Raw genomic sequence first — 13,777 nt, 5'->3', positions numbered from 1 at the left:
CGTTCCAGTCTTTGAGGCGCCCGGCTTCGGGCCGTCGGACCGACTCCCCGGTCAGGTCGGTCGGCGGCGGGTCCACCGGGCGTGGACGGCGGCCAGACCCGCGGCAGGGCCGAGCTGGATCCCGGGCTCGCCCCAACTGCCGTGCCCGGCACCCCTGTCCGGACGGCTGGTGGGCAGCCGGGGCCCGCGGCTGCCGCCGGTGATCGCGATGACGTCGAGGGCGGTGATCACTTCGAGCGGGTGGAGCGGATCGTCGCGGAGCGGGAGCGGACCCGCGAGGCGCTCCTCGGACTCGGCTGGGATGTGCTGCCCGGTGACACCAACTTCCTTTGGCTGCCACGGGCGATGCCTCGGAGCCGGTGGCTCAGGAGCGGGAGCGGCGCGGTCTGCTGGTTCGGGCCTTCCCGGGCAGCGGCCCGCGGGTGACGGTGGGCAGCCCCGCCGCGAACGACCTGCCGATCGCGGTGGCCAAGGCGGCCGCACCACCGGCCCGGTGACCCGCCGCGAGCGGGGTCCGCGCCGGTGTCACGCCGGACCGATGACCTTCTTGCGCATGTGCCCGTAGACCACCGACGTCCGTACGTCGGCGAGTTCCGGGCGCTTCGTCAGCTTGTCCAGGACCACCGCGTGCAGATGGTCGGTGTCCCGGACGGCGACGTGCACGAGGAAGTCGTCGTTCCCGGTGAGGACGAAGATCGAGATGACCTCGGGCATCCCCTCCAGGAAGGTCTGGAAGGCCTCGATCACCGCACGTGTCGGCGGGCGGACGCGTACGGCGATCACCGCCTGCAGCCCGCGGCCGATCGCCGCGAGGTCCGCCTCCGCGTGAAATCCCGTCAGGATGCCGGTCCTGCGCAGCGATCGGATTCGCTCCAGACACGTGGACGGGGCGATGCCGAGTTCCTGGGCCATGTCCCGGTTGGTGCGCCGACCGTCCTCCTGGAGCATCCGCACCAACGCCGAATCTAGTTCGTCCATGCTTGCCTCACCCCGCCGGATTCCGAAGGTAATTCGGACTCTTCGCATCACCTTCGATGATCTTGTTAGCCTCCAGCCTAGTTGACTGACGTTCGTTCGGTCACGGTGTGGTCGGCGGCAGTGGGTGGCGGGCAATGAGCAGTGGGGAGGGGTGACTTGACGCGCGAACGAGGACCCACGGTGTGGGCGGTGTGTGCGGTCATGGCGGCCGCGCTGTTCTGGAGCAGTTCGTACGCGGTGACCAAGCGGGTGCTGGAGGATGTCGGCCCGCTCAGTATCGGCGCCATCAGGTTCACCCTCGCGGATCTACTCCTGGGCGTGACGGTACGGCTGGGCCGGCGCCGCCCGGCCCGGCCGGACCCGCGGCAGCGGCGGCAGCTCTATCTGAGCGGGTTCCTCGGCATCACCGTGTACTTCATCCTGGAGAACGTCGGTGTCGACCTGTCCACGGCATCCGACGCGTCGCTGATCGTGGCCACGTACTCGCTGATGACATTGCTGGTGGAACTGGTCGTCTTCCGCACCAGGATGCCGCTGCTGAGGGTGACGGGTGTGCTGCTGGCCACCGTCGGCGCCTTCCTCGTCGTACGCAACGGGGCCGAGGTCGGCGGCAGTTCGCGCTGGCTGGGGGACATCCTGCTGCTGCTCGGCGGGCTGGCCTGGGCCGGCTACAACGTGCTCGGCAAGCGCGCGAGCGCGGGCCAGGACGCCACGAGCGTCACCTACTACCAGACCCTGGCGGGCGCGGCCGGCTTCCTGCTCGCGTCCCCGCTGGAGGCCGACGACTGGCGGATGCCGGGCGCGACCGCCTCATCGCTGCTGGTCTACCTGGCCGTGGCGTGCTCGGTCGGCGGCTTCCTCCTCTACAACTACGGCCTGCGCAGGATGGCGTCGAGCGTCGCGGTCAACATCCTCAACCTGGTCCCGGTCTTCGGCGTGATCGGCGCCGTCGTGATCAACGGGGAGTCGATCCGGCTCGCGCAGGTGACGGGCGGCGTGATCATCATCGTCGGGGTGGCGCTGGGCATGGTCGAGCGGAGGCAGGGAGCCACAGCGACGCCGGACGCGGGGGGAAGCGAACCTTCCGGGACTGAGACCGCTCGGACTGCGGCGGAGGCGGGACCCATGCCGGACGAGCCCGAAGCGGCCGTACCGACCGCGCATGAAGTGATCGACGGGGCTCGGTAGCCGCTGGCAGGTGTGCGGGGTGGTCGGCCGGGTCGGCCGAGAGCGGGACGGCGCCGACCGGATTCGGAGTCTGGGTGACATCGGCGGCGTCGGGCGGTGCCCCCGCGATCACTGCGCCTGGAGGTGGTCGCCGACGCCGTGGTGGCTGCTCAGCAGATGTTCCGCGCTGCCCTCGGTGCGGAGTGCGGCTTCGGCCGAGCGGGGCAGCATCGTTGATTCGTAGTCGTGGACGGCCTCGTCGACGGTGGCCGCCGAGCTGAGCGCGGCTGCCAGTTCGTAGGCGTCGAGCATGGCCAGGTTGACGCCGAGCCCGACCGGCGGCATGAGGTGCGCGGCGTCGCCGAGCAGGGTCACCCCCCGAACCGGAGCCCACGTGTGGGGCGCCGGCAGCACGAACAGCGGCCGGTCGACGTAGGGACCGTCGTTGTCGGTGATCACGCGCTTCAGGGCGGGCGCCCAGTCCGCGTAGGAGTCGAGCAGCCGGGCTCGCAGGGCGGCAGTGTCGCCGGGGGCCAGTCCGGCGGCGGAGATCCAGTCCGCGGGCAGGCGTTGCATGAGGTAGACGCGGATGTGCCCGCCGTCGCTGCGCTGGGCGAACATGCCGCGGTCCCCGTCGGCCATGGCCGCGCTGCCGGGGCCGGTCAGCTCGGCGAGTTCGGGATGCCGGTCGTCGACCTGATTGAAGTGGGCCTCCAGGAACGTGACGCCGGTGTAGGCGGGTTCGGCCGCGGAGACCAGCGGGCGGACGCGGGAGAACGCCCCGTCGGCGCCGATGACGAGATCGGCTTCCTCGGTGTGCCCGTCGGCGAAGTGCAGCACGTGAACTCCGTCGCCGGTCGCCTCGATCCGCCGCACCCGGCTGCCCCAGCGCACCCTGTCCGCGTCCAGCGAATCCAGGAGCAGGTCACGCAGCTGGCCGCGGTCGATCTCGGGTTTGAAGCGTTCGCCGGGCTCGGGCACGGCACGGGCCACGATCCGGCCGGAGGTGTCCAGTTGGCGCATCTCCTGACCTTCGGGCCGGGCCAGCTCGTGGAAGCGCTCCAGCAGGCCGGCCGCCTCCAGCGCGCGCTGGCCGTCGTCTTCCCGCAGGTCCAGGGTGCCGCCCTGGTCGCGGGCGGTGCGGTGGGCGTCGCGGTCGTGCACGCGCACCGCGATTCCGCGCCGTTCCAGGATGCTCGCGCAGGTCAGCCCGCCGGGGCCGCCGCCGACGATGTGGATGCGGGCGCTGCGCGGAGAGGGAGAGGACATCTGAAACTCCTAGAGCCGAAAGGCCTTCGTAAGTGGTGTGACACCAATAGTGGAGTGACTACACTTGTGGAGTCAACTCTCCTTTGGCAGGATGCGTGCATGAACGCTGGATCTCCCGGGACGTCGGACACGACGTCGACCCGCCGTGAGCGGAAGAAGACGCGGACGCACGCGCTGATCTCGGACACCGCCACGCGGTTGTTCCTGGAGCGCGGCTTCGACGCCGTCACGGTCAAGGAGATCGCCGACGCCGCCGATGTTTCGCCGACCACGGTCTTCAAGCACTTCCCGGTCAAGGAGATGCTGGTCTTCGACGAGGACCCCGGCCTGCAGACGGCGTTGGTCGCCGCGGTGCGTGAGCGCCCCCCGGGGCAGGACGTGCTGGAGGCGCTGGAAACCCACCTCGCGGGCATCTGGCTGGCCAGGCGCGGACGTCCGGGCTTCGCCGAGTTCGCCGGCCTGATCGACGAGACACCCGCGTTGCGCGAGTACGCGCGCGTGATGCTGCTGCGGCACGAGGCCGCGCTGGCGGACGCCATCGCCGAGACCTCCACCCCGCCCGTGAGTGCGGTGAGCGCGCAGGCGCTCGCCAGGTTCGCGCTGTCCGCGCTCGACCTGGCGGACCGACAGGGCGATCGGCGCACCGCCGCGCTCGCCGAGGTCTTCGCGCTCCTCCGCAGCGGATGGCCGACCGGGCCCCGGTCCACGCAGTGATCACCCTGGCGCCGACCAGGACGGTGCGTGGGCCGCGGTCGCATTGAGGGCACTTTCCCGAGCCCGCCGGCTGCCGCAGCCGCGTACGCGCCGTCCCGTCGGCGCCGACGCCGCGGGCCGGCGTTCCAGAACGGGTGCCACCACAGGCGTACGGACAGTCGCAGGAGACGGCGGCGCAGGGCTGTGGTGTCGCGGGGCTGGGGCGCGGTGAGTGTTTGGTGGGTGGCGTTCTGGACCTGCTGGGTCTGCACCGGGTCGTCGGGGAAGTCGGAGCAGCTGACCAGTGCGACTCAGCGCTTTGATTGGCCAGTGAGCGCGCCAGTTGGAGTGCCAGTCGGCCCCACTGGTGTCGCCGGTGGAACGACTCCCCCACCGGGAAGGCGTTCGGGGCGCAGGCCGATGAGGGGCCACCGCCCGTGGTACGACGAGGCGTACGGGCCTGGTCGGGGGTCTGACACCCCGTTGCGGCCACTTTTGCCCAGTCCCTGGCTGGAGTTGGGGGAGAGGGAGGGCGGGATGGGCGGCGCGGACGCCCGGGGACTGGGCGCGCTCGCTTGTGGTGCGCGTCCGCGCCGCCGCCGCGCCTCGCCGCCGTCAAGCGGCGCGATGGTGGAGGTCTTGGAGAAGGAGCACGGCATCACCGCCAGCCGCTACCACGACCGCCCGTTCCGGCCGGCCTGCCATCCGATCCGCCAGGACTACCTGGAGCGCCGCAGGCCGCGCCGGCCCGGTCGATGCCCAACTCACCCAGGGCGGTGAGCTGTTCGGCGGTGAGCTTGTCCCGCCTCGACTTGGTGTTCGACACCCGGACGCCCAGCTTCACGACCACCGGCTCCGCCTCGCCGTCGACCGCGATCTCCCCACTGTTGTCGCGGCTCTCGGGGACCTGCGCCGACGTGCGCGAGCGACGACCGCGTCCATTCAGAACTTGAGCTCAGCCTGTCGATTGCTCGGGGCACCTTGGTCGCAGCCGCGGCCTCCTTCGGATCCACCGTCCGCGGCGCCTTGGCCCCTCGGCGGCAGAGGTTCGCAGGTCGTAAATGTACTCCTATAGTGTTTTATAGTGGTCCAACCAGTCAACAAACCTAGTGGAGGATTCCGATGCACCAGACTCAGACGGAGCGGAACAAGGCCGTCGTCCTTGAGTTCCTGACAACCGCGTTCAGCTCCAAGGATTTCGCCGCGCTGGACCGGTACGTGCACCCGGACTACGTGCAGCACAACCCGTTCATCCCGCCGGCCAAGGCCGGGCTGCGCGGGTTCATCGCCGGCCTGCCCGACGCCACCCGTTACGAGCCCGGAGCGATCATCGCCGAGGGGGATCTGGTCATGGTCCACGGCCGGTACTCCGGAGGGTCCGACAAGCCCCTCCTCGGGATCGACATCTTCCGCTTCGAGGACGGCCTGGTGGTGGAGCACTGGGATGTCCTGCAGGACGAGGTGGCCGCGGAGGACACCGTGGCAGGCAACCCCATGTTCACCAACCCGCAGGCCGGCCTGGCCGACCGGCAGGCCTGACCCGGCGACGCGACGGCTCGGGTATGCACTCCGCGGCGGCGCCCGACGCGAAGACCCGACACCGACACCGACCCCGGCCGGACCCCGCCGACCTCACGGCACGCCAACCTGATGTCGGTGGGGCACGGCGTCCACGCCGCTTCTCGCGGCGGCTTCCGCCGCAGGCGCGCCGAACGCGCGCCACAGGCGAACGCCGCAGGAGCATCGACACGCAGACAGCGTCACTCACCATGGAGACCTACCCATGACGAACCTATTGGATCTTGTTCTTGAGGCCCATGGCGGCCTCCGGCGGTGGCAAGAAGCAAGAACCATCCATGCCACGGGGGCCTTGGGCGGACTCCTGTGGACCCTCCACGGCCGGCAGGGAATCCTCGCCACGGCGGACATGACCGTTGACGTGCAGCAGCAGCGCGTGGTCTTCGAGGGCTTCACCGGCCCGGGACTGCGCGGCGTGTTCACGCCCGGCCGAGTCGCTATCGAGGGGCGGGAGGGCGAGGTCGTGGCCGAGCGGACCTCCCCACGCGAAGCCTTCGCCGGCTACGGCCCGGACACTCCCTGGGACGAGCTCCATGTGCTGTACTTCGCGGGCTACGCCATGTGGAACTACCTCACGGCCCCCTATCTGCTGACGCGCCCCGGCGTCGTGGTGGAGGAACTGGAGCCCTGGCAGGAAGCCGGCGAGAACTGGCGACGGCTGCGGGCGACCTTCCCTGATGCTCTCGCAACACACGCCAGCGAGCAGATCTTCTACTACAACGCTGCGGGACTGCTGCGACGCCATGACTACGCTGCGGAGGTGCTCGGCGGCGCGCCGGCTGCACATCTGTGCGAGAAACACACAACAGCATCGGGACTGACCTTCCCGACTCACCGGTACGTCCTGCCCATTCGGGAGGATGCGCGGGTCCTGCCCGAGCCGGTCCTCGTCACCATCGATCTCACCGAGATCTCTGTTGCCTGACCACGGCCCGAGTGCACCCCCGCGCCGGCGTCGCCCAAGGGCAGCCGTCCATCGCCACCCCGGCACGTGCGTGCTCTCCGGCGGGGGAGGCCGGGCAGCGCCCGACGGGAAGAACGGCGTTGCCCTCGGCCAGGCCCCGCTGACCCCGGGGCCCCGCCCCAGGGCGACGGCTCACGACGCCTTTTTGTGGCTGCCGCATCCGAGTGGGCTGCCGCGAGATCTCATGTCCCGAGCCGGCGTATACGCGTCTGCGGCGGACCATGCCACGTGGCTTGCCCCGAGTGGCGGTCCCCGTTGATTACCCCGCCCGGTGGGCACCTTGAAGCACAGAAGTTTGCGTTAGGACGTTGCGGGTGCTACCGTCAATCTAAAGCTCATTTATGTGCGTTAAAGGTTCGGTGTCGTGCGGGACGCCACGGACCGCCTCCCAAGGTCGCCGATCCTCGTCCCGCGCCGGGAGTCAAACATGAGTTCGATACAGCCTTTGCTTCTGCCCTACCAGATGCGTGACGTCCCTCTGGCGAACCGTGTGGTCATGGCCCCGTTGACGCGGAGTCGTGCACGCAACCGGGATCTGCTGCCCACCGATCTTCACGCCGAGTACTACGTTCAGCGGGCATCAGCCGGACTGATCGTCTCCGAGGGCGTGTGGATCAGCCGCGACGCGGTCGGATGGCATGACGTCCCGGGGCTGTTCACCGGCGAACAGGTCGCCCACTGGAAGCAGGTGACGGACGCAGTCCATCGTGCAGGCGGTGTCATCTTCGCTCAGCTGTGGCACACCGGGTCCGCTTCGCACCCCGACTTCTTCGACGGTCGCCCGCCCCTTGCGCCCTCGGCCGTCGACCCGGGGCTGCCGTCCCCGACGTCGACGGGCCGCAAGCCCACCGTGGAGCCGCGGGCGATGTCGGCGCACGACGTCCGGCAGACGGTCGCCGACTATGCGACGGCGGCTCGCAACGCCATGGCGGCAGGATTCGACGGTGTGCAGCTGCAGGCAGGCTTCAACTACCTGATCAGTCAGTTCCTCAATCCCCGTACCAATCGGCGCACGGACCGCTACGGCGGCTCGATCGAGAACCGCGCCCGCTTCCTCTTCGAGGTCATCGAAGCCGTCGGCGAGTTCGTCGACCTGCGGCGGGTTGGTGTGAAAGCCGGACCTGCCTGGTCCGAGAGGGGAGAATTCGTCTCCGGGCCCGAGGCGCTGGATGACAGCGAGTACGTGCTCGGACGGCTCAACGACTATGAACTGTCACATCTCCTGCTCATGGGGATGATGGCCGACCCCACCGGCGGGCCGTTGGAGGAGTTGGCCGGCGACGGCATGTTCCGGCACTTCCGGAAGATCTATCAAGGCACCGTCATCGCGAACGTCGGGTTCGACCAGCACCGGGGGAACACGATCCTGGCCGACGACCTGGCAGATCTGGTCGCCTACGGGCAGCCGTTCATAGCCAACCCGGATCTGCCGGCCCGGTTCGCCTCCCACGCACCGCTCGCCGAACCGAAGGCGAACCTCTTCTATGGTCCGGATGCCGCCGGCTACACCGATTACCCACTGCTGGAAGGGTGAAGGCAGGACAGGTGGTCACATGCCGGGCCGGACGGTCTCGGCAGCGAGCGGGCGAATCGACCTGATCGACAAGGCGACGGAGAGCCACACCTCGGTGGCCACATCCCCGCCGGCCCTCCTGGCTCGCTCTGAAGGGGAATGCCGCACGCTTCGCGCCTGACCGATGGCGGGAGCTCTTCCATCGACCCCGAGAGACCACCGACCCCGCGCCGCAGCAACGACCGGCCCGGCTGCCGGCCCGCCGCACCACCCAACAGCGTCAGCGCCGCTGTCCACCGCGCCCTACCGGCCGGCCCACGCAAGCACTCGCGCCGGGCATTCGTTCAGTGAGGGAGCACAGGACAATGCGCGGGTTGCCGGGAGCGGCACGTCCGGCGGGCGCGCAGGCCGGTCGACGTCTTGCACCGGGACCGGGAACCCGCCTCATACGGACTCGTACGAGACTCGTTCACCAAGCGGGTCGGTGGGCAGGGGTTGCTCGGTCCAGATGCATTTGCCGGACCCTGTGTAGCGGGCGCCCCATCGGCTGGTCACAGCGGCGATCAGCTGGAGTCCGCGGCCGTTCTCGTCGGTGTCGGCCGCTCGACGGATTCTGGGCATCGCGGGGCTGGCGTCCGCGACTTCGCAGGTGAGGGTTCGGCCGCGCAGCAGCCGCAGGGTGATCGGTCCTCTTGCGTGGCGGACGACATTGCCGACGAGCTCGCTGGCGACGAGTTCGGTGGTCATGATCAGCTCGTCCAGGTTCCAGGCGGCGAGCTGGGCTCGGACATGCGCGCGGGCCTGGCGGGCGGCCGTGGGGTCGTCGTGCAGCCGCAGGCAGGAGATGTCCTCGGGAGCCAGCGCGTGGGTGCGGGCGACGAGCAGTGCGCTGTCATCGCGGCTGCGCTGGTCGGGCAGCAGGGTGGTGATCAGGCGGTCGCACAGGTCGTCGAGGGTCTCTGTCACCTGAGGGTGGGCGGGGCGAACGTGGCGCGCGAGGCGGCTCATGCCTTCGTCGATGTCCAGTCCGTCGGATTCGACGAGACCGTCGGTGTAGAGCGCGAGGACTGCGCCGTCGGGCAGGCTGAACTCGGCGCTGTCGAAGGGCGGGGTGGCGGCACCGAGCGGGGGGTTGACGGGCAGGTCGGGGAAGTAGCTGGTTCCGTCGGGCCGGAGGATGACGGGCGGAGGATGACCGGCGGTGATGGCTTCACACATTCGGCTGGCCGGGTCGTAGACGATGCACAGACTGGTGGCGTAGAAGTCGTCCCCGAAACCGCTGACGACTTCGTTGAGGTGGAAGAAGCACTCGTCCAGGGGCTGTTCGAGATCGGCGAGGGTACGGACCGCCGTGCGCAGGCGGCCCATGGTGACGGCCTCGGACAGGCCGTGACCCATGACGTCTCCGATGACCAGGGCAACCTGCTCGGCCGACAGCGGGATGACGTCGTACCAGTCGCCGCCGATGTCCGTGCCGTCGCCGGTGGGCTGGTAACGGGCGGCGGTGGTCACAGCGGGCAGGGCGGGCAGACGCCGCGGGAGCAGACCGCGCTGGAATTCCTGGGCCCGGCGGTGCTCGGCGTCGTACAGCCGGGCGCGCTCCAAGGCCTGGGCCACCATGCCGCTCATAGCAGTGAACAGGGTGCGTTCCTCGTTGCTGAAGGCGTGCGGACGGTCATAGATGACACAGGAAGCGCCCACGGCGCGCCCGGAGGCGATCAGCGGCAGGATCGCCCACGCCTGGGCCCCGCTCGCAGCGGGCAGGTCGGCAAGCGCCGGGTAGCGGCTGATGAACTCCTCCGCGGAGGAGATGAAGTCCAAAGTGCCCTCGATGAAGGTTTGGGCAGACGCCGGGAGCTCTGCGATGCGGGCGCCTTCGAACCGGCGGAGGCTCTCCTCGGACTGGCCGGCACTGCCCATCAGAAACGCTCGGCCGTATTCGTGAGCCCAGACGCCGACGCCTTTGGCGCCGAACAGGGGCACCATGTGGGCGGACATGACATCGGCCACGTCATGTCCGGTGACCGCACCGGCAAGGGCTCGGGTCAGCTCCACGATTCGCATGGTGCGCCCGACGGCAGCGCCCTCGGTGGCGGCCTCCTCGGCCTGTCGGCACCGGGTGCCGCTGATGTCGGTGATGCACAGGCCCAGGCCGTCCGGCAACGGGGCCAGTCGCACATGCAGCCACCGGCCGGTGTCCGAGCGTATGTCCAGCTCGGTCGGTCTGCCCTCGGCCGTTGCCCGCCGGCCGGCTTCCTCCATGCCGAGCGAGCGCAGCGCCGGAACCGCATCCCACAGCACTTGCCCGAGCAACTGCCCCGACGGGTCGAGAAGGCGCTCGGCGTCCGGATCGGCAAAGATGATCCGCCAGGTGCGGTCGACGGCCAGGAATCCGTCGTGCACGAGCCACTGGGCCCGCTGCGCCGATTCCTTGGCCAGGTGGTCCGAGGTGATGTCACGTACGATCCCGGCCAGGCGAGGGCCGGAGCCGCCGTCGGCACTCGACGTCTGGCCCCGTACCTCCAACCGGCGCATGCCGGCATCCGGCCGGCGGACCCGAAATTCCGTCTGGTACGGCGTGCGGGCGCGGAGGGCCTCGTCGGCCCGGGCCAGCACCTGCGGCAGATCCTGCGGGTGGACCAGCCGCCGCCAGGTACGGATCCGCCCGTCGAACACCTTCGCGTCGATCCCCAGGATGCCGAGCGCGGCATCGTCCCAGATCACCGTGCCGGCACCGAAATCCCAGCCCCAGAATCCGACGGGGAGTTCCGCGGTGTCGCAGTCAGCCGGGCGGCCCCCATCCTCGGGTTGAGGAGGTCCCGGACTGTCGCGCAGACAGTCGGCGATCCAGCCTGCCACGGCCGCCAGTTGCTGGTGCAGGGCCGGCTCCTCCGGCATACGGGTGAAGACGGACAGCGCGCCTAGGGGCTCGTCCGAGGCCGGTACCGGAACCGAGAGCAGTGCGGCTCCTGCAGGCACGCCGGGCAGGGACGCGGCGAATTCGGGGCTCGTCGGCGCCGTCCATGCCGGGGCGTTCGTGCGCACCGCGTAGGCGGGAGCCTCCGGCGAGCGGCGCTCGACCTCTTCCCAGCGCCGCGTTGCCGACTCCTCGAAGTTGCTCTCCACCGCCAAGTACAGGCCGCTGCTCCCAAGGGGTCCGAGGTGCACCATGCCGCCCACGGCCTGAGTCACTGCCACCGCGTGGTTCAGTCCGAGCCGTAGCGTGTCGTAAGCGTTCAGATCAGCACTGTGCGCGGGCGGCAAAGGCCGGCGAAGCGCCTTTGACGGGGCGCCGCAGGGGGTGTCGTCCACCGCCTGCGGGTGCTGGGCGCGCCTGTTCTTGCCTGACATCGTCTCCCACCTGCATTCCGGTGCATTCCGGCAAGGAAAGTTACAGGCAAACATATCCGAATGGGTGAAATAGCGGGGATTCTGACCTTCGTGGATGGGTGGTCTGCTCCGACGTCGGAACGACCGGCTCGGCGAGCGTGACGCAGGTGGAGGTGAAAGCGCTCGGCCGATCGCATTTCGACGGTGGCGGTCTCACGGCCCTCGGCCGGCGAATTGGCCTGCGCCGCCCGTGGCGGCATGGGCTCCGAGCGGGAAGGTCGCCATCTGGGTCGCCTTCCACCGCGGGGTCGAGGGCCGCGAGTTCCCACTCCGTAAGGCTCTTTCGCTGGAGACTATGACTCCAAAAGAGTTTATGGGGCCTCTTGGTTTCCTGGTATAGAATATGGTCATGGTAGAGCAGGAGCGGTCGGTGACCATCGACCCGGATCGGCCTATGGACATCCTCGATGCGGCCTGCCCCAGTCGTGATGTCTTTGTGGACCTGGCCGACAAATGGGCTCTGCTGATGCTGGCGAGCCTGCGTGAGCGAGGTGCCCAGCGGTACTCGGAACTGCAGCGGTCCCTGGGCGGGATCAGCCGCAAGATGCTGTCGCAGACCCTGCGGACGCTGGAACGCGACGGCCTGGTCCTGCGCAGCGTCGACCCCGAGGTTTCGCCGCCTTTGGTGCTGTACGGGCTGACCGACCTCGGCAGTGAGATCGCCGAGGAGACCCGGGCCCTGTGTTCCTGGACCGAGAAGCGGGCCGCGCGCGTGCATGCGGCCCGCGTCGCCTACGACCGGCGCCACACCTCCGACCAGGGGACGTGAGCCGACTCGGGCGGTGAGTGACCGGGACCGGTCCGCGCGGGCCGTTCCGCCGTATGGTCAGGTGCCGAGCAAGGTGGTGATGCGGTCCAGGCATGCCTGGTAGAAGCCGCCCACTGCGCCCGCGGCCTCGTCGGCGGGGACGCCGGGGACAGGCTCGAAGGATGCCGTCCACTCGATCGTCGACCGGTCCGGTCCGTCCTCGACGACGGCGATCCGGGCGGTGAAGTCGGCCACCGGAATCGGGCCGGGGTCATCGAAGCGGTAGTGGTGGAACCACTTCCCCTCGTTGAGCAGTCGCTCGACGAGCCGTCCGCCGTCGTGCATGGTGAGTGTGCGGGTCCGCCGGTCGGTGTCCGGAACGGTGCCGGCGACGCCGGGCATCCAGGCTTCCACGGAGTAGAAGTCCCCGATGAGATCCCACACCGTGGATGCGGGTGCTGCGTAGTGCTGCTTCTTGCTGAAGGTCGTCATGTGCTCGTTCTCCAGTCGACGGTTGGGTGAGCCGTCCGGGGTGCTTCGGGGGCCGGGCGGATGGCGAAGCCGCGGACGGTCGGTGCCTGCACGGTGCCGGTGCCGGTGTCGGCGTGGCTGTCGTCGAGGGCCGTGACATCGGGCTCGATGCCCTTGACCTGAGGGACTGTCAGCAGGGCTGAGGGCAGGTGGTGGAACACGGCTGTCACCCGGCTGCGATTCGTCCCGGCGGATGTACTCGGGGTAAACGGTCGGGCGTTCGCGCGGGGCGAAGCCCGTCTTGACGGTGTGGGCCAGGTCGTCGACCTGCGGCCGGGGCCGCTCGGGGTCGACGTGGTCCGGAGCCGGCGGGGGTGACACCGTCGTGTCGCCGACCCGTCGGCGAGGTGCCAGGGGAGCGGTGCCGTCCGGAACGCCCCACCCGGGTGAGAGCGGCCGGTCAGTGCTCGTCGGCAACCGGTTCGAGGACGAAGAGGGGGATGTCGCGATCGGTCCCGGCCCGGTAGTCGACGAACGGCGGGTAGGCGGCGTCCGCGCGCTTCCACCATTCGGTCTTCTCCTCGCCGTGGAGCTCGCGGGCGATCATGTCCTGCTTGACCGCACGGTCCTGCACCTCGACAAGGGGATGGGCGACCACGTTCTGGTACCAGGAAGGGTGTGTGTCGGCGCCTCCGTTGGAGGCGGCCACGGCGTAGGAGCCGTTGTGCTCGACCCGCATCAGGGGCATCTTGCGGATCTTTCCGGACTTCACGCCCTTGGTGGTCAGGATGATGACCGGCAGGTCCAGGAAGGTCCCGCCTTCCGCGCCGTCGGTGGCCTCGTACTGCGCGACCTGGTCGCGCACCCACGAGGTGGCGCTGGGCTTGTACTCACCGTGCAGAGGCATTGATCGTGCTCCTGGTCGTTCTTCATGGGACGGACCGTGAGGATTCTCGCGGTCCCGGTAAGAGAGGGCTCTTCACCAGAAGGCCCCTGGAGGCACCGG

General features: G+C 69.6%; 15 protein-coding genes. 7 read left to right on the top strand and 8 right to left on the bottom strand.

Annotation, left to right across the window (positions count from 1 at the left end; all coding sequences use genetic code 11):
* Positions 1-51: 51 nt before the first annotated feature.
* A complete protein-coding gene (locus RV986_RS01085) occupies positions 52-231 on the bottom strand; it encodes a hypothetical protein (RefSeq protein WP_475915568.1) in 180 nt (59 codons plus the stop codon).
* Positions 232-329: 98 nt separating this feature from the next.
* Here RV986_RS01085 and RV986_RS01080 point away from each other — a divergent pair, with 98 nt between their 5' ends.
* On the top strand, positions 330-497 hold the full coding sequence (locus RV986_RS01080; RefSeq protein WP_475915567.1) for a hypothetical protein: 168 nt from the start codon (positions 330-332) through the stop codon (positions 495-497).
* Positions 498-525: 28 nt separating this feature from the next.
* On the opposite strand, the gene RV986_RS01075 is transcribed toward RV986_RS01080, so the two are convergent.
* On the bottom strand, positions 526-978 hold the full coding sequence (locus tag RV986_RS01075; protein WP_475915566.1) for an Lrp/AsnC family transcriptional regulator: 453 nt from the start codon (positions 976-978) through the stop codon (positions 526-528).
* Positions 979-1,134: 156 nt separating this feature from the next.
* Between RV986_RS01075 and RV986_RS01070 the strand changes: the two genes are divergently transcribed.
* Positions 1,135-2,166 carry a DMT family transporter gene (locus RV986_RS01070; RefSeq protein ID WP_475915565.1) on the top strand — a complete coding sequence of 344 codons (1,032 nt, stop codon included), beginning with the start codon at positions 1,135-1,137 and terminating at the stop codon, positions 2,164-2,166.
* A 108-nt stretch (positions 2,167-2,274) separates the two neighbouring features.
* Here RV986_RS01070 and RV986_RS01065 read toward each other — a convergent pair whose 3' ends face one another.
* Positions 2,275-3,414, bottom strand: coding sequence for an FAD-dependent oxidoreductase (locus tag RV986_RS01065; protein WP_475915564.1), 1,140 nt, complete (start codon positions 3,412-3,414; stop codon positions 2,275-2,277).
* 99 nt (positions 3,415-3,513) lie between these two features.
* Here RV986_RS01065 and RV986_RS01060 point away from each other — a divergent pair, with 99 nt between their 5' ends.
* Positions 3,514-4,128 (top strand): TetR/AcrR family transcriptional regulator, encoded by a 615-nt coding sequence (locus tag RV986_RS01060; protein ID WP_475915563.1) that lies wholly within the window; start codon positions 3,514-3,516, stop codon positions 4,126-4,128.
* A 637-nt stretch (positions 4,129-4,765) separates the two neighbouring features.
* Here the strand turns inward: RV986_RS01060 and RV986_RS01055 are convergent.
* A complete protein-coding gene (locus tag RV986_RS01055; protein ID WP_475915562.1) occupies positions 4,766-4,957 on the bottom strand; it encodes a hypothetical protein in 192 nt (63 codons plus the stop codon).
* Positions 4,958-5,229: 272 nt separating this feature from the next.
* Between RV986_RS01055 and RV986_RS01050 the strand changes: the two genes are divergently transcribed.
* From RV986_RS01050 to RV986_RS01040, 3 genes are all read left to right on the top strand, one after another.
* On the top strand, positions 5,230-5,646 hold the full coding sequence (locus RV986_RS01050; RefSeq protein ID WP_475915561.1) for a nuclear transport factor 2 family protein: 417 nt from the start codon (positions 5,230-5,232) through the stop codon (positions 5,644-5,646).
* Positions 5,647-6,034: 388 nt separating this feature from the next.
* Positions 6,035-6,610, top strand: a complete 576-nt coding sequence (locus RV986_RS01045) for a hypothetical protein (RefSeq protein ID WP_475915560.1) — start codon at positions 6,035-6,037, stop codon at positions 6,608-6,610.
* A gap of 466 nt (positions 6,611-7,076) precedes the next feature.
* A complete protein-coding gene (locus tag RV986_RS01040; RefSeq protein WP_475915559.1) occupies positions 7,077-8,183 on the top strand; it encodes an alkene reductase in 1,107 nt (368 codons plus the stop codon).
* A gap of 423 nt (positions 8,184-8,606) precedes the next feature.
* Here the strand turns inward: RV986_RS01040 and RV986_RS01035 are convergent, their stop codons facing one another.
* The gene (locus RV986_RS01035; RefSeq protein WP_475915558.1) at positions 8,607-11,513 is read right to left on the bottom strand and encodes a SpoIIE family protein phosphatase; all 2,907 of its coding nucleotides are present in this window, start codon (positions 11,511-11,513) and stop codon (positions 8,607-8,609) included.
* 388 nt (positions 11,514-11,901) lie between these two features.
* Between RV986_RS01035 and RV986_RS01030 the strand changes: the two genes are divergently transcribed.
* Positions 11,902-12,321: a winged helix-turn-helix transcriptional regulator gene (locus RV986_RS01030; protein ID WP_475915557.1), complete on the top strand. Its 420-nt coding sequence runs from the start codon at positions 11,902-11,904 to the stop codon at positions 12,319-12,321.
* 57 nt (positions 12,322-12,378) lie between these two features.
* On the opposite strand, the gene RV986_RS01025 is transcribed toward RV986_RS01030, so the two are convergent.
* The 3 genes from RV986_RS01025 to RV986_RS01015 form a co-directional block, all read right to left on the bottom strand.
* Complete coding sequence (locus RV986_RS01025; protein ID WP_475915556.1) at positions 12,379-12,792, bottom strand: SRPBCC family protein; 414 nt, start codon at positions 12,790-12,792, stop codon at positions 12,379-12,381.
* Positions 12,789-13,001 carry a hypothetical protein gene (locus tag RV986_RS01020; protein ID WP_475915555.1) on the bottom strand — a complete coding sequence of 71 codons (213 nt, stop codon included), beginning with the start codon at positions 12,999-13,001 and terminating at the stop codon, positions 12,789-12,791. Before RV986_RS01020 ends, RV986_RS01025 begins: the two co-directional genes overlap by 4 nt.
* Before the next feature lie 230 nt (positions 13,002-13,231).
* Positions 13,232-13,678, bottom strand: a complete 447-nt coding sequence (locus tag RV986_RS01015) for a nitroreductase family deazaflavin-dependent oxidoreductase (protein ID WP_475915554.1) — start codon at positions 13,676-13,678, stop codon at positions 13,232-13,234.
* Between the last annotated feature and the right edge of the window lie 99 nt (positions 13,679-13,777).

The sequence above is a fragment of the Streptomyces sp. RLA012 genome, from assembly GCF_056270325.1.
This window is presented reverse-complemented; position numbering and strand designations above follow the sequence as displayed.